The organism is Colwellia maritima, assembly GCF_022669015.1.
In the GTDB taxonomy this organism is placed as follows: domain Bacteria; phylum Pseudomonadota; class Gammaproteobacteria; order Enterobacterales; family Alteromonadaceae; genus Colwellia; species Colwellia maritima.
Window position 1 is genome coordinate 1106027 of sequence record NZ_JAKKSL010000002.1, and the last position, 22179, is coordinate 1128205.

The 22179-nt window shown below is 35.9% G+C and carries 16 protein-coding genes, 3 tRNA genes and 1 pseudogene; 12 read left to right on the forward strand and 8 right to left on the reverse strand.

Features of this window, described 5'->3' with window-relative positions; all coding sequences use genetic code 11:
• Positions 1-34: 34 nt before the first annotated feature.
• The 3 genes from queC (at position 35) to L3081_RS15550 (ending at position 2204) form a co-directional block, all read left to right on the forward strand.
• Positions 35-721, forward strand: a complete 687-nt coding sequence (gene queC, locus L3081_RS15540; RefSeq protein ID WP_242286976.1) for a 7-cyano-7-deazaguanine synthase QueC — start codon at positions 35-37, stop codon at positions 719-721.
• 48 nt (positions 722-769) lie between these two features.
• Positions 770-1720 (forward strand): ion transporter, encoded by a 951-nt coding sequence (locus L3081_RS15545; protein WP_242286977.1) that lies wholly within the window; start codon positions 770-772, stop codon positions 1718-1720.
• A 271-nt stretch (positions 1721-1991) separates the two neighbouring features.
• Positions 1992-2204, forward strand: coding sequence for a hypothetical protein (locus L3081_RS15550; RefSeq protein ID WP_242286978.1), 213 nt, complete (start codon positions 1992-1994; stop codon positions 2202-2204).
• Between the two features lie 88 nt (positions 2205-2292).
• Here the strand turns inward: L3081_RS15550 and uvrB are convergent, their stop codons facing one another.
• Together uvrB and L3081_RS15560 are read right to left on the reverse strand one after the other, a co-directional pair.
• Positions 2293-4323 (reverse strand): excinuclease ABC subunit UvrB, encoded by a 2031-nt coding sequence (gene uvrB / locus L3081_RS15555; protein WP_420839747.1) that lies wholly within the window; start codon positions 4321-4323, stop codon positions 2293-2295.
• Positions 4324-4346: 23 nt separating this feature from the next.
• The gene (locus tag L3081_RS15560) at positions 4347-5735 is read right to left on the reverse strand and encodes an MATE family efflux transporter (RefSeq protein ID WP_242286980.1); all 1389 of its coding nucleotides are present in this window, start codon (positions 5733-5735) and stop codon (positions 4347-4349) included.
• 524 nt (positions 5736-6259) lie between these two features.
• On the opposite strand from L3081_RS15560, the gene L3081_RS15565 reads away from it, so the two are divergent.
• The 3 genes from L3081_RS15565 to L3081_RS15575 all read left to right on the forward strand — a co-directional run bounded on the left by L3081_RS15565 (position 6260) and on the right by L3081_RS15575 (position 7080).
• Positions 6260-6335 (forward strand) — tRNA-Asn (locus L3081_RS15565).
• A 41-nt stretch (positions 6336-6376) separates the two neighbouring features.
• A tRNA-Asn gene (locus L3081_RS15570) sits at positions 6377-6452 on the forward strand.
• Between the two features lie 552 nt (positions 6453-7004).
• Positions 7005-7080 (forward strand) — tRNA-Asn (locus L3081_RS15575).
• A 332-nt stretch (positions 7081-7412) separates the two neighbouring features.
• Here L3081_RS15575 and clpA read toward each other — a convergent pair.
• Positions 7413-9671, reverse strand: a complete 2259-nt coding sequence (clpA, locus tag L3081_RS15580) for an ATP-dependent Clp protease ATP-binding subunit ClpA (RefSeq protein ID WP_242286981.1) — start codon at positions 9669-9671, stop codon at positions 7413-7415.
• A gap of 64 nt (positions 9672-9735) precedes the next feature.
• The gene (gene clpS / locus L3081_RS15585) at positions 9736-10056 is read right to left on the reverse strand and encodes an ATP-dependent Clp protease adapter ClpS (RefSeq protein WP_242286982.1); all 321 of its coding nucleotides are present in this window, start codon (positions 10054-10056) and stop codon (positions 9736-9738) included.
• Between the two features lie 248 nt (positions 10057-10304).
• Here clpS and cspD point away from each other — a divergent pair, with 248 nt between their 5' ends.
• Positions 10305-10520: a cold shock domain-containing protein CspD gene (cspD, locus tag L3081_RS15590; protein ID WP_242286983.1), complete on the forward strand. Its 216-nt coding sequence runs from the start codon at positions 10305-10307 to the stop codon at positions 10518-10520.
• Between the two features lie 123 nt (positions 10521-10643).
• Here cspD and L3081_RS15595 read toward each other — a convergent pair whose 3' ends face one another.
• Both L3081_RS15595 and hrpA read right to left on the reverse strand, forming a co-directional pair.
• On the reverse strand, positions 10644-10943 hold the full coding sequence (locus L3081_RS15595) for a PilZ domain-containing protein (protein ID WP_242286984.1): 300 nt from the start codon (positions 10941-10943) through the stop codon (positions 10644-10646).
• Positions 10944-11034: 91 nt separating this feature from the next.
• Positions 11035-15118 (reverse strand): annotated as a pseudogene (gene hrpA, locus L3081_RS29165) (ATP-dependent RNA helicase HrpA).
• A 660-nt stretch (positions 15119-15778) separates the two neighbouring features.
• On the opposite strand from hrpA, the gene L3081_RS15605 reads away from it, so the two are divergent.
• From L3081_RS15605 to L3081_RS15625, 5 genes are read left to right on the forward strand one after another with little or no spacing between them, the layout of a single operon-like run.
• Positions 15779-16849 (forward strand): cache domain-containing protein, encoded by a 1071-nt coding sequence (locus L3081_RS15605; protein ID WP_242286985.1) that lies wholly within the window; start codon positions 15779-15781, stop codon positions 16847-16849.
• Positions 16849-17016, forward strand: coding sequence for a hypothetical protein (locus tag L3081_RS15610; protein WP_242286986.1), 168 nt, complete (start codon positions 16849-16851; stop codon positions 17014-17016). Before L3081_RS15605 ends, L3081_RS15610 begins: the two co-directional genes overlap by 1 nt.
• Positions 17003-17740, forward strand: coding sequence for a sensor histidine kinase (locus L3081_RS15615; protein WP_242286987.1), 738 nt, complete (start codon positions 17003-17005; stop codon positions 17738-17740). Before L3081_RS15610 ends, L3081_RS15615 begins: the two co-directional genes overlap by 14 nt.
• Positions 17733-18662, forward strand: a complete 930-nt coding sequence (locus L3081_RS15620) for a response regulator (protein ID WP_242286988.1) — start codon at positions 17733-17735, stop codon at positions 18660-18662. Before L3081_RS15615 ends, L3081_RS15620 begins: the two co-directional genes overlap by 8 nt.
• Positions 18662-19858 carry an EAL domain-containing response regulator gene (locus tag L3081_RS15625; protein ID WP_242286989.1) on the forward strand — a complete coding sequence of 399 codons (1197 nt, stop codon included), beginning with the start codon at positions 18662-18664 and terminating at the stop codon, positions 19856-19858. Before L3081_RS15620 ends, L3081_RS15625 begins: the two co-directional genes overlap by 1 nt.
• Positions 19859-20000: 142 nt before the next feature.
• Here the strand turns inward: L3081_RS15625 and L3081_RS15630 are convergent, their stop codons facing one another.
• Together L3081_RS15630 and dnaQ are read right to left on the reverse strand one after the other, a co-directional pair.
• Complete coding sequence (locus L3081_RS15630; protein WP_242286990.1) at positions 20001-21386, reverse strand: TIGR03503 family protein; 1386 nt, start codon at positions 21384-21386, stop codon at positions 20001-20003.
• Entirely contained in the window at positions 21365-22165 is an 801-nt protein-coding gene (dnaQ, locus tag L3081_RS15635) for a DNA polymerase III subunit epsilon (protein WP_242286991.1), read from the reverse strand. The genes L3081_RS15630 and dnaQ overlap by 22 nt, the downstream gene beginning before the upstream one ends.
• Positions 22166-22179 lie beyond the last annotated feature (14 nt).

Sequence of the window (22179 nt, forward strand, 5' to 3'; positions counted from 1 at the left end):
AATTATACCCTATTTATTTTTAAGAGACCTAACTATGACAGAAAAACTATCCCCAGAAAAAGTAAACCCAAATAAAGTGGTGGTTATCTATTCTGGTGGAATGGATTCGTTTACCGTACTCAACAGAGCAATAAAAGACGGCAAAGAGGTGTTTGCGCTTTCATTTGATTATGGTCAACGTCATGTAAAAGAATTGCAATGCGCTAGTAATGTATGCAAATCTTTAAATATAAAGCATAAAGTCATAGATATTTCATCAATAAACCAATTACTTGCCGGTTCTTCATTGACAGATGATATTGAAATTCCAGAAGGTCATTATGCTGCAGAAAACATGAAGTCAACCGTAGTACCTAACCGCAACATGATTTTATTATCTTTGGCTGTGGGTTATGCTGTATCAGTTGGGGCATCACAAGTTTATTATGGGGCTCATAATGGTGATCACGCAATTTACCCTGACTGCCGACCAGAATTTGTTGAAAAAATGAATGATGTATGTCAGATCGCAAACTATGAAAGCGTGGAGATATTCAGTCCTTATCTAACAGTAAATAAATCAGCAATTTTAGCTGATGGGCTTAGCATGGGATTAAATTATAGTGACACTTGGACTTGTTATAATGGTAGAGAGAAAGCCTGCGGCAAATGTGGTTCTTGCCAAGAGCGTCTTGAAGCTTTTAGTGATAATAACTTGGTAGATCCCATACCATATGAATAAAAATAAATAATATCAAACTAAAAAATCAACAACGTAATAGGTGTTTATATGTCAGACCAACTAAACGAGGCACCTAGTTTACGCCTAAAAATATATAAGTTACTTGAAAGTGAAACAAGCTCTAGTATCACTGCCAAAATAGTGACTTGGTTTTTAATTATCCTCATTATTACTAATGTAGCTGCCACTATAGCAGCTTCAGAGCGTGAGTATTTTTCATTATACAAAGAGACATTTATTCTATTTGAAACGCTCTCATTATTGATCTTTTCTATTGAATACTTAATGAGGGTCTGGTGCTGCGTTGAATCAAAAAAATACAACAATAAACCAAAGTTCAAATCGAGAATAAATTATATATTCACCCCTATGGCACTGATTGATTTAATGGCAATTTTACCTTTCATTATTGCTTTGTTTTTTGCCATAGATTTACGAGCTTTACGGTTAATAAGAGTACTAAGATTATTAAAAATAACACATTATTTTAAAGGATTTGATATTTTTGCTACGGTTATTATTAAAGAGTCTAAAAGTATCATGGCCGCAATGATCGTAATGTTTTTTTTGATTATTATTGCAGCGAGTATTATGCAATTTATAGAAGGAAAGGCTCAGCCCGAACAATTTGGCAGTATTATGCAATCTTTTTGGTGGGCCGTAGTAACGATGACAACCGTCGGCTATGGAGATGTGATTCCTATCACAACTACAGGTAAAGTTATCTCTACTTTCATTATGCTTATTGGTGTTGGTTTAGTCGCATTACCTGCAGGTATGTTAGCGGGTCGTTTTGGTGAAGAATTACGACAAAGAAAAGAAAGTTTAGATTCTCAAATTAAAAAAGTATTAGCTGAAGGTCCTATAGATACCGAGGACTACGAAGCGTTAGAAAAATTAGCTGATAAGTTAGAAATTGATCCGGAAGATTTACAACGTACCATTGCACAATTAAAACAAGGTCACCATAGTGGGAAGTGTCCATATTGTGGTAAATAAAAATTAGGTGATCTATTGTATACGTAGAGAAGATTACCAAACACATGACATTTATTTCAATAACGAGTTGTTCTAATTATTAAATAACGAATGCAGTGGGTGATTTTAGCAAGTAGAAATGATCACATAGTTAGTGAGTTTGGTATTAATTACTTTTAGCGCTATAGAATATTATCTTCCTTTGGTTTTATTTTAAGACAAAATCTATCTAACCCTTATCCGGCTTGGGCTAAACTTATACTTACGTCACCTAAGTAAGCTGGATTTTATCATGAGCGAAGCTTTCAAAATACAAGCACAACGTTTGAATAAAATGATTGATGCTAACAACGCAACACAAGCACATATGTATCTTGAGCAGTTATTACTTTTCCCTGTAGATATACAAGATAAAATAATCGATGAAATTAGTCGTTTGGGTAACTGTAATAGTGATGCTATTGCCAATATCATCGGTCGTTATGCAATGATAGATCTCAAGTAGGTGATGCTAACTTAATTCTTCAGTTTTAGCGCTTAGTGACAACATAATAGTTTCTCATGTTATTGCAAAACGTTGAATTGTTAAGCTATTAAGTACTCAATTGTTGGGTACGTAATTTTGCAATATCATCTCGGACTGCTGCCGCTTGCTCAAATTCTAAGTTTTGCGCGTGGTTATACATCGTTTTCTCCAACGCTATAATTTTATCATCAATTTCTTTTGTCGTTAATGCTTGATAGTTGGCCGTCCTTTCAGCCACTTGATCTAACGCTTTCGACTGACTGAAACCACCAACGTCCATAACGTCTGAAATCTTACGAATCACGCCTCTTGGCACAATATTATTATCTAAATTATATTGATGCTGCTTTTCTCGTCGACGCTCAGTTTCATCAATCGCTTTACGCATAGATTTAGTAATTTTACTGGCATAAAGAATAGCACGGCCATTAATATTACGTGCTGCCCGACCAATCGTTTGGATTAGCGAACGTTCTGAACGTAAAAAGCCCTCTTTATCAGCATCTAAAATTGCCACCAGTGATACTTCTGGCATATCTAAACCTTCTCGCAACAGGTTGATTCCAACGAGTACATCAAATTTACCTAAACGAAAATCGCGAATAATTTCAACACGTTCAACTGTATCAACATCAGAATGCAAATAGCGTGTTTTAATACCATGTTCATCTAAATAATCAGTTAAATCTTCTGCCATGCGTTTTGTCAAGGTAGTGGCAAGTACCCGTTCATTTAAGGGTAACCGTTTATTAATCTCTGATAATAAATCATCAACTTGTGTTTCTACGTCACGCACTTCTATTTCAGGATCTAATAAGCCTGTAGGCCGGACAACTTGCTCAGCAATATCTCCGGCTGACTTTTCAATTTCATAATTACTTGGTGTTGCTGACACATAAATAGTTTGCGGCGACAGCGCTTCAAATTCATCAAACTTCATTGGGCGGTTATCTAGCGCTGATGGTAATCGAAAGCCATATTGCACTAAGTTTTCTTTTCTTGACCTATCCCCTTTATACATAGCGCCAATTTGGGGCACTGTAACATGGGATTCATCAATAATAAGTAAACCATCATCAGGTAAATAGTCAAATAATGTTGGTGGTGCTTCACCTTCACCACGACCAGATAAATAACGTGAGTAGTTTTCAATGCCAGAGCAATATCCAAGCTCAGTCATCATTTCTATATCAAATTGTGTACGTTGTGTAATACGCTGCTCTTCAACTAAACGATTATTATCCTTAAGGTATTGAGAACGCTCTTTTAACTCAATTTTTATTTTTTCCACAGCAGATAAAATTTTATCACGAGGGGTCGCATAGTGTGTTTTGGGGTAAACAGTAACACGTCGTAGTGTCCGTTCAACCTGCCCTGTTAATGGGTCAAATTGGCTAATACGTTCAATTTCTTCGTCAAATAATTCTACCCGTAAAGCAAGGCGATCTGATTCTGCAGGGAATATATCAATCACATCCCCTCGAACTCGGTATGTGGCCCGCGCAAAAGCAACGTCATTACGTTTGTATTGTAATTCTGCTAAACGACGTAAAATATCACGCTGATTAATAATATCGCCAACACTAATATGCAGCATCATCTTAAGATACGAATCAGGATCACCCAAACCATAAATAGCTGAGACAGAGGCAATAATAATTACATCTCTACGCTCTAATAACGCTTTGGTTGCAGACAAGCGCATTTGTTCGATATGTTCATTAACAGAGGCATCTTTTTCGATAAATGTGTCTGTGGTCGGCACATAAGCTTCAGGTTGGTAATAATCATAATAAGAAACAAAATACTCAACCGCATTATTGGGGAAAAATTCTTTCATTTCACCATACAATTGTGCCGCCAAAGTTTTATTAGGTGCTAGCATCATGGTAGGACGATTGAGTTTTTCAATAACATTAGCCACGGTAAAGGTTTTACCTGAGCCTGTTACCCCTAATAATGTTTGATGTGCTAAACCCGACTCGATCCCTTCTAATAATTGCTTTATCGCCGTGGGCCGGTCACCACTTGGCGTATAGTCTGACTCTAACTTTAGTGATTTTACCGTTGTTTCTTTTAATATTGTTTCTTTTAACATAGTTTGTTTCAACATTAGCCCGTTTAAGACAATTGTTCCTTAGCAGAGAATTCATCTTCATTAAACTGTTTCGAAAAAAGTCGGTATGAAATTAAAGCCATGATTAAATTTCCCAGTAAAGCCCCTATAAAAAAGCCATATAAGCCATATAAGTAACTTCCTAAAAAAGCTAAAGGTACGTAGCAAACAAATAGCCTTATGATACTTAATATTAAAGCGACAATAGGTTTATGCAATGCATTAAAAGATGAGTTTGTTAAAATGACAACACCTTGCAATCCGTAACCCAAAGGTAAAATCCACATAAATAAGACAATAATATCAGCCACTTTTTGTTCTTTAGCAAAAACGCCTGCAATCCAAGGGGCAGCAAGAATCAATACGACATAAACCAATACTTGCCAGAACAAAATAAACTTAATAGAGCTTTTATATGCTTGTTCAACTCGGTGCATAAGGTCTGCCCCAAAGTTTTGGCTAATAAAAGGCGGTAAAGTCATCGACAGGGCCAAAACAACAAGAGACGCAATAGATTCAATTCGAGTGCCAACACCAAAGCCCGCTACCACTGATTCACCATAACTTGCTGCAATAGCCGTCATAATAGCAGCAGCTATTGGCGTTAACATATTTGCTCCTGCGGCAGGCAAACCTATTTTCAAAATGCCTCGGCACGAATTCATTAATACTTTGATTGATATTAAGTGAGTATGAATTAAATTTTTCTGTTTAGTTAAGATAATAAGTACAAACCCCAAACCAAAAAGCCATGATATGAAGGTAGCTATTGCAGCACCTTCAAGCCCCATTGCCGGCACGGGTCCAAAACCAAAAATACAAATAGGGTCAAGTATTGCATTGATCAGGCCTGCACTCCCCATCACTATACTAGGAGTTTTAGTATCACCAGAGGCTCTCAGTACGGCATTGCCAATCATAGGACCAATTAGACATACACTGCCTAGGTACCAAATATCCATATACTGATGTATCAAAGGCAATAAAGATGCTTTAGCGCCCAGTAAAGTAAATAATTCATCCGTGAATAAATATCCGATAAACGATAAACTCATAACGACAATTGCGGCGAAATATAACGCCGCTGTTGCAGAATTTTTAGCTGATTCGTGATCGTTATTGCCAAGAAATTTGGCAATAACGGCCGAAGTACCTATTCCTAGACCAATCATTAAACTAATAACCGTAAAAGTAACTGGAAAAGTGAAACTAATGGCGGCTAATGGCTGAGTACCTAACATACTAACAAAAAAAGTATCGATTAAGTTAAACGTCATCAACAAAATCATGCCGTAAATCATCGGAATGGTCATTCGTTTTAAAGTACTAGTAACAGGATCTTTGAGTAAGTTAACCGGTTGTTTACTTTTTATTGCTATTTTATTTGACGTCATTAATAAATTTTATAAGGACCTGAGTGAAAATACTTAACTTCATATAAAAAATGCTGAATAAAAATTAAGTAAGGCAAAATATATTGTAATCAAAAGTGAGAGAAATGCACAGTAAATGTCGTTAAATATCGACCTGGTTAAAAATCGACCCAAAGTGTTAATAAAACAACAGATGAAACATAAGTGATTGAATATTATAACTAAACAAAAAAAACACAATTAAGTATTGACTTAACTACACCCTAAGAAAAACGATAATGTAACGAGTTCTTACAAATTAGCCCACATAGTTATCCACAACTTTGGTGGATAACTACATTTTTATTATGTTTTATCGCCCCTTAATTATCTGAGTATATAAAACTACCAAAAAATGCTGATAAACTGACATTACTGAACGCAAAATGAGCAAACAAACTAATAAATGAAATTTTTCTTATTTTAGTGTTGACACATCGGCATCAGGTCTTTAATATTCCGCTCCGTTAGCCAAGATGGTTAACGCGCTTACGAAAGAAAGCAATTCCCCAATAGCTCAGTTGGTAGAGCGATGGACTGTTAATCCATGTGTCACTGGTTCGAGCCCAGTTTGGGGAGCCACATTTTAAAGATGAGAAGTAACAAACTCATTAAAGTTTTATTCCCCAATAGCTCAGTTGGTAGAGCGATGGACTGTTAATCCATGTGTCACTGGTTCGAGCCCAGTTTGGGGAGCCACATTACTTCGGTAAGAAATTAAACCTGCTTTATGCAGGTTTTTTTTCGTCTAAAAAAAGCCATTCCCCAATAGCTCAGTTGATAGAGCGATGGACAGTACTCTTTATTAGTCACGCATGTGTCACTGGTTCGAGCCCTTAACTCATAGAATCTTTGGGAGCCACATTACTTCGGTAAGAAATTAAACCTGCTTTATGCAGGTTTTTTTTCGTCTAAAAAAAGCCATTCCCCAATAGCTCAGTTGATAGAGCGATGGACAGTACTCTTTATTAGTCACGCATGTGTCACTGGTTCGAGCCCTTAACTCATAGAATCTTTGGGAGCCACATTACTTCGGTAAGAAATTAAACCTGTTTTATGCAGGTTTTTTTTCGTCTAAAAAAAGCCATTCCCCAATAGCTCAGTTGATAGAGCGATGGACAGTACTCTTTATTAGTCACGCATGTGTCACTGGTTCGAGCCCTTAACTCATAGAATCTTGGGAGCCACATTACTTCGGTAAGAAATTAAACCTGCTTTATGCAGGTTTTTTTTCGTCTAAAAAAAAGCCATTCCCCAATAGCTCAGTTGATAGAGCGATGGACTGTTAATCCATGTGTCACTGGTTCGAGCCCAGTTTGGGGAGCCACATTACTTCGGTAAGAAATTAAACCTGCTTTATGCAGGTTTTTTTTCGTCTAAAAAAAGCCATTCCCCAATAGCTCAGTTGATAGAGCGATGGACTGTACTCTTTATTAGTCACGCATGTGTCACTGGTTCGAGCCCTTAACTCATAGAATGCCGGGAGCCACATTATTTCGGTAAGAAATTAAACCTGCTTTATGCAGGTTTTTTTTCGTCTAAAAAAAGCCATTCCCCAATAGCTCAGTTGGTATAGCGATGGACTGTGCATTTTTTAACAAAAAAAAACCTTATTTTATTAAAAATAAGGTTTTTAGCTTACATTAAGGGTTTGAAAAACTATTTTTCAGCAATTAACTCTTTTTTATTTTCAAATGAAAGCACTAACTTATCTTTCTTCACGCCTACTTTAGCAACACCACCGTTTGTGAGCTCTCCAAAAAGAAGTTCGTTAGCTAATTCTTTCTTAAGTTGCTCTTGAATCAAACGAGCCATTGGGCGTGCTCCCATCGCTTTATCATATCCGTGTTCAGCTAACCACTTTTTGGCTTCTCGTGTTAACTCTAAAGACACCCCTTTCTCATCCAGTTTTGCTTGCAACTCAACAATAAATTTATCAACTACTTGTTGAATTACTTCATTGCTTAGATGATTGAACCAAACGATATTATCGAGACGGTTCCTGAATTCGGGTGAAAATACTTTATTAATTTCGCTCATAGCATCTAAGCTATGATCTTGTTGTTTAAAGCCAATAGATTGACGTACAGTCTCTTGAACACCTGCATTAGTAGTCAGTACTAAAATAATATTTCTAAAATCTGCTTTACGACCATTATTATCAGTTAAAGTACCGTGATCCATCACTTGTAGTAAAATATTATAAACATCTTCGTGAGCCTTCTCTATTTCATCAAGAAGCACTACAGCGTGAGGATGTTTTATTACTGCATCAGTAAGTAAACCACCCTGCTCATATCCTACATAACCTGGAGGAGCACCAATTAAACGGCTAACCGCATGTTTTTCCATGTACTCTGACATATCGTAACGTAATAACTCGACGCCCAAGATTTTAGCTAACTGTTTGGTTACTTCCGTTTTACCCACCCCTGTTGGCCCGGCAAATAAGAAAGAGCCAACAGGTTTTTCATCATCTCCCAATCCGGCACGAGACAAGCGAATCACGGAAGTAAGCTCTTCAATAGCCTCATCTTGGCCAAAGACGACTAACTTCAAATTACGATCTAAGGTTTTTAGACTATCTTTTTCCGTTGATGATACTGATTTTTCAGGAATTCTAGCCATTTTAGCCACAATGCTTTCTATATCGGTATTACTAATTGTTTTCTTACGTTTTGAGGCGGCAACTAATTGCTGTTTTGCACCTGCTTCATCGATAACATCTATCGCTTTATCAGGTAAGAAACGTTCATTAATATATTTAGCAGAAAGTTGTGCTGCTGCACGTAAAGCTGCATTGGTATATCGAATCCCGTGATGAGTTTCATATTTTTCTTTCAAACCTTGCAGTATTTTAGTGGTATCTTCAACACTTGGTTCTACAATATCTATTTTTTGGAATCGTCTTGCTAATGCACGATCTTTTTCAAATATACTTTGATATTCTTGGTAAGTCGTTGAACCTAAACAACGCAATTTACCCGCAGAAAGTAAGGGTTTGATAAGATTTGAAGCATCTAACATGCCCCCTGATGCAGCACCTGCACCAATAATGGTATGGATTTCATCAATAAATAAAATTGCATTCTCATCTGACTCTAAGTCTTTTAATAGTGCTTTAAAGCGTTTTTCAAAATCGCCTCTGTACTTTGTACCGGCAAGTAATGCTCCCATATCAAGGGAGTATATGGTTGCATTGAGTAAAAATTCAGGTACTTGCTCGTTGACAATTAAATTAGCTAAACCTTCAGCTATAGCCGTTTTACCCACACCGGCTTCACCAACAAATAAAGGGTTGTTTTTACGGCGACGCCCCAATACTTGCAGCGTTCTTTCAAGCTCACTGTCTCTACCAATTAAAGGATCGATATTTCCCTTTAATGCTTCCTCATTAAGATTGACAGAAAAATTTTCAATAGTACGCGGTTCTTCGGCGACCTGTTCACCATCTTCTATTGGTGAATTGGAAGGATTTTGATCTATTTTCGCAATACCATGTGAAATATAATTAACAATATCTAAGCGGCTTATACCTGCTTTTTTTAATATATATGCGGCTTGTGATTCTTGTTCGCTAAAAATAGCCACAAGTACATTAGAGCCGCTTACTTCACTTTTTCCTGACGATTGCACATGAAAAACAGCGCGTTGCAATACTCGTTGAAAACCTAATGTTGGTTGAGTTTCACGCTCTTCTTCCTCAGCAGGGATGATCGGTGTTGTTTCTTGAATAAACTCAAGTACATTAGCGCGTATTATATTCATGTCTGCACCACAAGCACCCAAAACATCTATAGCCGATGGGTTATCTAATAAAGCTAAGAGTAAGTGTTCAACCGTCATAAATTCATGACGAGACTCTTTGGCTTGACGAAAAGCCAAGTTCAGGGAAATTTCTAAGTCTTTATTCAGCATAGGTACTCCAATTTAATTCCTTGCTATCTTTTCTTTAATCAATTTAATCAAAGATTAGATAACATTAAGCTTTTTCTAAAACACATTTTAAAGGGTGTTCGTTTTCAAGTGCATAACGGATCACATGATCCACTTTCGTTTCTGCAATATCTGCAGTATATGTGCCACAAAGTGCTTTTCCTTCATAATGAACGGTTAACATTATATCTGTAGCTTGATCAGAATTTTTATTAAAGAATCGACATAATACATCCACAACAAAATCCATCGGGGTGTAATCATCATTGAGTAAAAAAACGTGGTACTTAGGTGGTTCTTCTACTTCGTCTTTAATTTCTTCTTCTACAAACGCATGACTGTCAAATAACTCTTTCCAATTACTCATATATTTATCTTAGTCTCTACTGATAATTTTTGCTGTAACTTTTTTGTTAAAAAAAGATATTTATTCCCAAAATTAGCTTGACTAATTTTATTTTTTATCTACGATTTAGTAGGTGACTATTTTTTAGTCACTGTTCTAAATTATGTATATGCTTTATTGTATCTCTATTTTAGTAAGACTAAAATTAAATATAAAATTGATATCAAGCATAACTTATATTACTGAAGGATATAGAAGGAAGTAGAAGTATGGCTCACGGTACAGTTAAATGGTTTAATAACGCAAAGGGGTTTGGTTTTATTCGTCCGGATAGTGGTGGAGAAGATATTTTTGCTCACTATTCTACGATTGAAATGGATGGTTACCGTACACTTAAAGCCGGACAAGATGTCAATTATGAATTAAGTGAAGGTCCAAAAGGACATCATGCAGCAAGTATAAAACCTGAGGACGAGTTAGAGTAATTGTTATTACTCTCTTGAATGTATTTTCTACAATGTAATATCTATACAATTATTTATATTGTAGAAAATCTCAGGCCACTAATACTTTTGATTTAATTATTTATGATTAATTCTGTTAAAGCGTTAGTCTAGTTCTTCTATTGCGATACCTACTAAATACATACCTTCACATTCCTCATCAATTCGAACCACTTTCCCTCTTATATCTAGCGGTTGAACTTGCTCAGAAGACGATTGAAGCTTAATCTTTACATGAGTAGACATGGCTAACGGATGATCGACTTCTATTGCTATCCCCGTGGCACTTAAATCCCGACATGTTGCTTTTATTTGACTATTTGCTTCGTCATCAATAATTGTAACATCTACTTCACTGTTCAACATCATGCGATAAAAATTACGCTTGTCATCAAAATTTATCATTTGTACCTCAATGCCATAAAAATTTAAAATGATCTAATAAACTATTTATACTGAGCTTAAGTCGATGTGTCAATTAACAGTTATGAACATTTTATGAAAAGTCTTTTAAGTGATTGATAATTCGTTTTAATGAAATCGGTTGAGCCGTACCTAAGTTTTGCGAAAATAACGAAATTCTTAATTCTTCTATCATCCATTTGGTTGCTAATATTTCTTGTGCTACTGGTTTATCTTTTCGTTGTTGGGAAAGCACATTAATATATAAATCGGTCGCCTTCTTAACTTCAATTAGTTTTAATCTATCTTGGTTAGGATCAATAGGTAGCTTTTCTAATCGGCGTAACATTCCTTTTAAATAACGCATAATATCATCCAATTTATCAAAGCCTGACACACTCACAAACCCTTTAAAAACTAATGATTCACTTTGTTGTTTAATATCCGCATGCGATTGAATAACATCTAAAGCAACGTTACCCTTTAACTTTTTAGCAATATCATGACGTAAACTAAGTACTTGCTCCACTTTAATTGCCGCAGTTAACACACTGTCTGAAATATCAGCTCGAACATAATCACGAACTAGTGCAAAGCTTTTTTCATCTCTAGGTAAATGGTTTAATTTTTTATCGAGCACATACTTTTTAACTAAAAACACACATGCTCCCTGAATACAATCTTCTAATAACTCAGTGATTGAACCAAAGGGATTAAAATACAATCCTAGCTTAGCCTTATTAGGCATTTTCTCTTGTAAGTATTTAAGCGGCGATGGAATATTCAAAAGAATTAATCTGCTTATACCATTAAGCATTGCTTGTTCTGCATGTTCTTCTTGCTCAAACAATTCAATAGCAACACTATTTTTATGATCAACTAAAGCAGGAAATGCTTTTATTGTCATACTTGCCACTTTCTTTTCATAACCTTGCGGTAATTTACCAAAATCCCAAAGCGTTAATTTTGATTTTTCAATACCTTTTTCGGCAACTTGTTTAATAGATGCCTTAACTTTACCTTGTAATTGTGCTTTTAACTGATTTAGGTCTCGACCTTGTTTTAATAACTGCCCTTTATCATTAACAATTTGATAATTCATGGTTAAATGCACGGGTAATTCAACGCCTTGCCAAGCATCTTCAGGTAACCTTACGCCAGTCATACGTAATAATTGTTTTGCCAAGGCATCAATTAAGTTTCCTTGACTTTCATTCATATTATCTAAACAAGCTTGAGCATAATTTGGTGCAGGTACAAAGTTTCGACGTAACGCTTTAGGTAACGCTTTAATTAACGCGACAACTAAATCATAACGCAATGCTTTGGTATTAGCCAATCAAAGCCATCTGCGTGGCACTGATTCAACAATGCCACAGGTATTATGACACTCACACCGTCGTCAATATCACCTGGACTAAAGTGATAAGTAAGCGGTAACGTTAGGTTATTTTGCTGCCAAGTATCTGGGTATTCTTTTAATGACACTTCATCAGAAGACTTATTAAGTAAAAAGTCTTCTGTAAAATTAAGCAGTTTAGCATTTTCTTTTTTTGCTTTTTTCCACCAAGCTAAAAAGCTACGTTGACACACAGCCGATTCAGGAATTTTATCTAGGTAGAAATCAACTAACTGCTGCTCATCAATTAAGAAATCTTTGCGGCGTGCTTTCTGCTCTAACGCCTCAATACTCGCCACTAATTTTTGATTTTCTATTAAGAAACTTTCTTTAATATAACTGTCGCCATTAACAAGTCCCTCTCGGATAAAAATATCTCGACAAGTTTTAGGCTCAATGGCTTTAAAATTAACTTTGCGTTTAGTAACGATAGGCAAGCCATATAAACTAACCTGTTCAAAGGCCATCACCGCCCCTTGTTTCTTCTCCCAATGAGGCTCACTATAACTACGTTTTATCAAGTGTTCGGCTAACGGTTCTATCCAAAGAGGATCAATTCGCGCATTCATTCGGGCAAATAAACGGTGGTTTCCACTAATTCTGCTGACATTAACCATTTAGGCGGTTTCTTTGATAAAGCAGAACCAGGAAAAATAAAGAATTTACTACCACGGGCACCTTTAAACTCTCTATTTTCATCTTGGTGCCCTAAGTGGCTTAATAAACCAGACAATAACGCCTGATGAACAGACACTAAACTGCTTGGTAGATCTTGCGCTTTATTTTGTTGATTTAAGGATTCTCCAGGTTCAACAATTGAAAATTGATAATCAACAGAAGAAAGTGATATTTTTTGTTCTTTTAAGGTTAATTTAAGTTGACTGAAAATATCTTGCCATTCTCGTAATCTCACATAAGACAAATACTCTCGCTGACATAACTTTCTAAAGTGATTTTGAGATAAACCTTTTTGTTGTTTTGTGACGTATTGCCATAAATTTAGCAGGCTGATGAAATCTGAATTTTTATCTTTAAAACGGTTATGCTTCTCATCTGCCGCTTGTTGCTTTTCATGTGGTCGTTCGCGCGGATCTTGAATACTTAAGGCGCTCACAATAATCAATACTTGTTCAATACATCCCATTTCAATAGCGGTAAGCACCATTTTAGCTAATCGTGGATCAATGGGGAATTTTGACAATAAACGACCTGACGTTGTTAATCGAGTTCCTTGGTTTTGGGGTTCTTTTTTCTTTTGCTATGCTTATCAGTTTGAATTACACCATTATCAATAGCAGCTAATTCCTCTAATAATTTAACGCCATCATTGATGTTTCTGTTATCTGGTGCTTCAACAAAAGGAAAATCTTCTATTTCACCTAAATCTAATGATAACATTTGTAAAATAACGGTGGCCAAGTTAGTACGAAGAATCTCAGGATCGGTAAATTCGGGTCTATTGAGATAATCGTCTTCACTGTATAAACGAATACAGATACCTGATGAAACACGACCACAGCGCCCCGCTCTTTGATTTGCGCTAGCTTGCGAAATTGCCTCAATTGGCAAACGTTGTACCTTAGTACGATAGCTATACCGTGAAATACGTGCAGTACCAGGATCTATGACATATTTAATACCTGGGACAGTCAAACTGGTTTCAGCAACGTTAGTAGCAAGCACTATATTTCGTCCCGAATGCGGTTTAAAAATAAGATTCTGTTCGCTAATGGTTAAACGTGCATACAATGGGAGTATCTGAGTGTGCTTTAAATCCGCTTTATTTAACGCGACAGCGGTATCACGAATTTCTCGTTCACCATTTAAGAAAATTAAAATATCTCCTTGCCCATCGGCTGAATTATCTGAAAGTTCATCCACAGCATTCAAAATACCGCTAATAATATCTTTGCCTTCGTTAGCTGATTCACTATCCTGTTCTATTCCCTCACCGTTTAGGGGTCTATAGCGCATTTCTACAGGATATGTACGGCCAGAAACTTCAATAATTGGGGTTTGGTTTGCCATTAATATCGGCAAAATGATTTGCAAAACGCTGAGGATCAATTGTTGCTGAAGTAACAATCACTTTAAGATCTGGTCGTTTAACTAAAATTTGACGTAAATAACCTAGAATAAAATCGATGTTTAAACTTCGTTCGTGGGCTTCATCAATAATAATAGTGTCGTATTGACGAAGCAGCCTATCTTTTTGCATTTCAGCTAATAAAATACCATCAGTCATTAATTTGATATAACTGTGTTGACTAACTTGGTCGTTAAATCTAACCTTATAACCTACTTTTTCTCCAAGCTTACTGTTTAGCTCTTCAGCGATACGATTAGCTACGGTTCTAGCCGCTATTCTTCTAGGTTGCGTGTGACCAATTAGTCCATCAATGCCACGACCTAACTCAAGACAAATTTTGGGAATTTGAGTAGTTTTACCTGATCCTGTTTCACCCGCAATAATAACAACTTGATTTTCTTGAATCGCTTTTGCTATATGTGATGCATTATCACTAATAGGCAAACCTTCAGGATAAGTAATCTTAGGAAGGTTATTTAGTTTTTGTTGTTTTTCAGTAATTGAAATATTAATTGCTTCTGCGGTTTTAGCTAACTGCTTAAGACGTTGTTCAAGTTTGGCTTGACTTTTTTCAGACGAGTCCAGTTGACTTATCGCTCTTTTATGATGAATGAGTTGTTGCTTCAAACGAGGAAGATCTGATTTTTTTACTTGAGTTAAGGTATCAAATAAAACTTGAATATTAGGAATTTCACGAGTTTGGTTACTCGAGTTTATAGTAGCCTTTGCACTCGGCGATGTGGTTAACGACAAAATATACTCAACTAATTTAACAATAAGAAAACATAGAAAGGTCTATTTTATCAGTTATCTTTAACAAATTATATTATGAACTAAAATTAACAATACGAGAAGACTATAAACCCGTAAATGCTGAGCAAATGCATTTAGACAATATATTTTAAGATTATACTGCCTGCATTTTTTTGCTGTCCAATAAAAATAAAAATAAAACTATTTAATTCAATCGGTTAAATAAAAACTGAATTTTTACAAAGCCTTTATTGTTAATAATATTGGATGAAATCCATTCATTTATACTTACTTGTATTCTTGTACTATACTTAAAAAGTAGATAAGTATTGCTCGTGCATTTGATTAGAATTATTCTTAAAATAACTCTCTAATAAAGTTCAAGGATGATTCAGCTATTTTTGAAGGAGTAAAATATGCAGGGTGTAAACAAAACTGATTGTTCTAATATTCCCATAGCACACTTGATTAAGTATGCTGCCCTTATTTTTATCCCCACAGTTTTTATACTTACTGCCATTATATTATTGGGAGTTAACTTTGACGAGAAGCTACAAATAAATCGTACAAAATCCCAAGAATCAAACCGTATTCAGTTTGGTAAAAGAGCGTGTTACGAGAGGCCTTGCGGTTGTTGATACGGATATTCGGGTCATAGTTAACATGCCTTTATTCCAAGAATATGTTAATAGTGGAGATCCTGTATTAAAAACAAAACTTGAACATTATTTTCTTAATTTCTCTAACGAAACAAAACGTTATGATCAAATGAGATACCTTGACCTCAATGGCCATGAAGTATTTCGTGTAAATTACAATGATGGTTATCCCGATATTGTGCCGGCAAACTTGTTACAAAACAAAAAGGATCGTTACTACTTCATCAACACAGTCAAGCTTAATCAAAATGAAATATTTATTTCTCCACTCGATTTAAACATGGAGTTTGGAAAACTAGAGGTACCTTTTAAGCCTGTTATCCGTTATGGCACCCCTATATTTGATAAAAACAAGCATAAAAAAGGCATTCTTTTAGTTAATTATCTAGGAAGTAAATTACTAAAAATTTTCCGTGAAGAAAAACAAAACTCTCATCCTACTATGTTACTTAACCGCGATGGATATTGGTTATCTGGTCTTAATCCTGAAGATGAATGGGGTTTTATGCTTGGTAATAACAATCGAACTTTCGAGCATGATTTTCCACAAGAGTGGAAAATCCTATCCAATGCTGAACAAGGTGCTTTAGTAACAGAAGATGGATTATTTGTCTTTACCACAGCTTACCATTTATCGAACTGGCATAAAGTACAATTAAACCCTGCCATGGAAGATAATTATTATTGGAAGATTGTATCCTTTATTCCAAATGACGCCCTTTTGGTTAATACAATTTATAATCAACCTTTAGGCAAAATATTATTAGGTATTATCTACTTACTGCTTGCGCTCGCCAGTTTTTATGTTGCTCGAGTGATTATAAACCGTAGACAAGTGACTATGGCTTTACATGATAGTTCTGCCCGAGTTTTATCAATTCTCAATGCAGTAAGTGAAGGTATTCATGGGGTTGATTTAAACGGAAACATAATGATTGAGAACCCTGCTTCTATAAGAATGCTTGGTGGAAAGAAGAAGAAATTATTGGCCAACCTGCACATCAAATAATGCACCATACTCGCAATGATGGTTTGCCTTACTTAAGCAGCGAATGTCCAATTTATGCCACACTTAAGGACGAAATTCCTCGTCAGATTGACGATGAGGTTTTTTGGTGTAAAGACGGTACCAAAGATCCCCGTATCTTATACAGCAAGAGCAATGCGAAACAGTGAAAACGACATTATAGGTGTTATCGTATCATTCCGTGATATCACTGAACAAAAACTAGCTAAACAACGATTACTTTCAGCAAAAGACAAAGCTGAAATGGCCAATCGGGCTAAAGATTCTTTTCTAGCTACGATGAGTCACGAAATTCGCACACCTCTTACAGGCATGTTGGGTATGTTAGAAGTGCTTTCTATGGCACCATTGGAAAGCGATCAAAACCAGACATTGCAAGCAGCATGGGAGTCAGCAAGGAGCTTACTGCGAATTGTCAACGATATATTGGATTGGTCTAAAATTGAAGAAGGAAAACTAGCCCTTGCTCCTCGTTCCACTTGTATTCCACAATTACTACAGGATACGGTGAACACCTATTCACGGCTTGCTAGTAGCAAATCACTGATGATCAAACACCATACCGATGAGAATATCAGTTCTGCACATATTGTCGATCCGTTGCGTCTGTCACAGGTACTAAATAATTTTGTCAGTAACGCAATTAAGTTTACCAAAGAGGGTGAAGTTGAACTAACAGCCGAATTATTAGAGGTGCATGAAAGTGGGGAACGCATCCGATTTTCGGTTCGAGACACTGGTGTAGGTATTCCCAAAAGCATTCAAGAACACCTGTTTAAACGTTATAGACAAGAAAGTTCTGATACTGCACGCATGTATGGCGGTACAGGACTGGGATTAGCAATCAGCCGGCCGTCTTGCACAAATGCTTGACGGTGAAATCACGTTAGAAAGCAAACCTGGTCATGGCTCAATTTTCAGTATCACAATGATATTGCCAGTTTCCGCCGAACCAACTGAAAAAGTAATCTGTTTGCATCCAGAAGTTTCACAACACACAGTAGACCCTCTGTTTAATACAAGTATGGATGCACCATTAGTACTGGCAGTGGATGATCATCCTATCAATCGCGATCTATTGGCTCGTCAAATTAAACTACTTGGTCTTCGAGCTGAAACGGCAGAAAATGGTAAAGTAGCATTAGCAATGTGGTTAGAAGGACGGTTTGACTTAGTGATTACTGATTGTCATATGCCAGAGATGGATGGCTATGCCTTTTCATTAGCTGTACGTAAACTTGAAGCTGAAAAAAAATCACCACGTACACCTATTATAGCTTGGACGGCTAATGCACTTGCCGAAGAAGCCAAAAACTGCCGATCTGCAGAGATGGATGAAGTGTTAGTAAAACCAAGAAATTTAATTCAATTGAAACAAATGTTGTCAAAATGGTTACCCGACTCTGTGAAAAAACCTAATCAGGTTATACATTCAATTAATCATTCGTCAAATAGTCGAAATATTGTACCTATTAACTATACTATTCTAGAGCAGATAGAAACCGACACTATTAAGCAAATTCAAATACTTGAGGATTTCATTTTTCATATACATACTGATAATAAAAAACTAATTAAGCTGTTGGCGCAAGGGGCTTGTGACGATATTAAAAATACAGCCCATCGCATGAAAGGCTCTAGTCGAATGATAGGCGCAGAAGGCATAGCTAAAGCCTGTAGCGTGATTGAACAGGCTGCAGCTAATGGAGATATACTTAATGCAAGGACTGGTAAAAGTACATTAGATATTGAATTAAAAATTGTAGAGGCACACCTCACAGGAGCTAAAATATAATGGACAATATTGATAAATTGAATCTTTGTGTGATGGAAGATGATGACTTTCAACGTAAAATGCTTATAAAAATGTTACATTCTTTAGGTGTAACATCAGTTCTTGAAGGATGTGACGGCGAACAAATGCCGGAGGTAGTTAAAAACCAAACAATAAAACCCGATATTGTACTCTGCGACCTGAATATGCCGAACATGGATGGTCTGGAATTTCTTCGGCATCTAGGTGAAGCATATAAAAACATTGCTGTTATTATTATTAGTTCACTAGATAATAAACTGTTGGTCGCTGCAGGTAAAATAGCAAAAATGCATGGTATTCAACTACTTGGCGTCATAGGAAAACCTGTTATGTTATCTCAGCTTGAATCGCTTCTTAGTAAATTTGAATTTATGAAAAATAAAAAAGAAGCGCAGATAGTCACTGAAATTGGCTTTACTCTAGAGGAAGTCCTCGGTATTCATGCAAAGCAAATCGTGCCATTTTTCCAAGCAAAAGTAGATTTAAAATCAAACCGACTAATAGGCGCAGAATCATTAGCTCGCCGGATCCATCCAAAGTATGGTGTCGTCAGCCCTTATTACTTCATTCCGATACTAGAGAACAGTAATAATATTGATGAACTTACTTTCAATATGCTCGAAAATTCTGCTACTGCCTGTCGTTCCTTTCATGATAAAGGCTATTTGATTTCAATCTCAGTTAATCTATCACTCGTCTCATTGAGTGATCCTAATTTATCAGAAAAAATTACTCAGATAGTAAGAAAGTCAGGAGTGGAAAATAAATATATCGTATTAGAAATTACAGAATCTGCTGCTATGACTGATATTGCGAATGCCATGGAAAATTTAACCCGTTTACGCATGAACGGATTTTCACTTTCCATTGACGATTATGGAACTGGCTACTCCAGTATGCAACAACTAACCCGCGTTCCTTTTAATGAATTAAAAATCGACCAATCCTTTGTACATGATTTTGGCGATAATGAAGCTTTACGTATCGTAGTTGAATCAAGTATCCACATGGCGCATAAGCTACATGTTAAAAGTGTTGCTGAAGGCGTAGAAACACAGCAAGATTGGGATATGCTAAAAAGTATGAAATGCGACATTGCACAAGGTTATTTTATCTCAAAACCGATTGATTTAGACGCTTTCCATGATTTTATGAAAATTTTTAATATAAAATGAATTACCTAATCCAACGGTTGAGAATAAACGCTTAGTGATAATTAAACCTTGCTTGACTGAAAATAACCAATGCATTGAATTAGGAAAAAACTAAAATATTTAAATAAATAATCTCTATTTATTTAATGCTATTGCGATGATTTTATTGTTTTAGTTTCCTTTTTCGCATAACTAAAAATATCGCCAATGCAATGAGAATAATGATGCCATTACCTGCCGCTATCAATAGTATTGTTTGAGTCTTATCTTCTTCTTTAATTTTTTTCTGCTCGGCAATATCTTCAAGCATCTTACGGTTTTTATCTGCTAAATCTTGTATGGAGGTATCAACTATCAACGCTTGATCGCCATCGATTTCTTCAGTGGTTGTTTTCAATGTTTTATTTAAAGACCCTTTTACATTAAAAGTAAATTCAGGCACAACTAAACGAAATTCTCGCCCTGTTGTAGTTCGTCCAAATGCACTTAAATTTACGCGGTGAATACCAGGCTCTGTATAAGGAATAATCTGCGTTCGAGTTATAGCATCTTCATTACTTTCATTATTAATAATTGAAAACGGTTTAGTTTGTCTATCAGGGAACGTTGTCTTACCTTGAAATACTAAGCTGCTAGGATCAACATACGTTGGATCAATAGTAATTAACAAGTTATGAGGAGACGATTCTTCATTCGAAGTTTCCACAGTCAATGTGATTGGTGATTGGTATAAGAGGATAGGTTTCTGTCTAAGCTCTCTTGTTATCAAAGGTAATTTAATAATAAATACAGGTTGCCATTCTCCAGTAGCAAAGTCTAAAACAAATTCCCCAGTATAAAGACCATCCCCTGCATATTCATCAAGGTCACGACCATTATCTTCGAATGATGTTAATTTGAAGCCATCTCTGCCAAAATTATCATAAGCTGAATTATTAGTACTAAAAAAATTAACGTCTAATTGAACTGTATCCTTAAAACCAAGAACATCAATTTTTTGATTACCATTATAAAGCCTTCCTACTACTTTTAAAGTTTCGCCTGACAACACAACTTCTGGTAAAGGGTCAACAGCAATGCTAACGTCTGACACTACCAATATTTTACTATCAGGTAATATATCTCCGATAGCCTGCCATGGTCCTGGCATAGGTTTACTGATTTTAATCATATCGAATGTACGATCATCATGCCATTTAACCTTCTCGTGATCATAGTCATTTGCCCGTATCTTTTTACCATCAGGTTGAACTAGGATAACAGGAGTACTTCCTCGCTCTCGAAAGAAAACCAGTGTTATTTCATCAAGTTCAGCATCAATACGAAAGCGATTATCGAAGTATGGAATTTCGTTCGTAGTATTATCACTTTGATAAAAATCTATTTTGCCATTGAGTAATAGTTTTTTGTCATCTTCAGCTATATTGTTATGGCGTGTTTTATTCAATGTAGTGTCTTGCACTAACGCTTGCGCTGTTTCTGCTGAAAAAGCGATATTAACGTGAGTTAATAATAAACAAAATATCACTAATGACTTGGGAATTTCCAAAGTGGCTCTCCTCCTTTTTCCTTAACAACCAACAATCTTTCTTTATGGGCTTCTACTTCATCGGCAGAAGCAGTAATAACCTTTAATTTTTCCCTGTCACTACGTAAACGTCTCACTGCATTTTGATCACCACTCGAATTATCACCCACAGATAAATTAAAGGTAGCTTGTTCACGAGTCATTTCAATGTAAACAAAGGCAAGCAGTTGAGCATCTATTAATGCGCCGTGATAAGTACGGTCGATTAACTTGTCAACTTTATAAAAACGCGCCAAATAATCTAATGTTTTTGGTGAACCAAATTCATCTTTCGATGTTTTCAATGTATCTATAATGGTACAAATATCTTCTGTCATTGGTACTTTATTACGAGCGCGTTCGGCAAAATTCAATAATGAAAATTCATGATCCATAAAGCCAACATCAAATTTTGCATTATGAATAACCAATTCACCACCACGAATGAAATCAATAAATTCATCAACAACTTCTGAAAATATCGGTTTATCATCTAAAAAGTCATTGGTTAATCCATGAACATTAATAACTTCTTGATCCATTTGTAAAACTTGTCCTCGCGCATCAAGTGGCTTGATATAGGCATGAAACGTTCGTCCAGTTAATTGGCGGTTGATCATCTCAACACAACCTATTTCTACAATTCTATGTCCTTCTCTCGGGTTTATGCCCGTAGTTTCAGTATCAAGAATAATCAAACGTTCTTCTTGTTTGCTATCGATTTTAGGTTCAGTTTTACTCGGGGGATTACTCAAATTCACTATAAATATCTCTG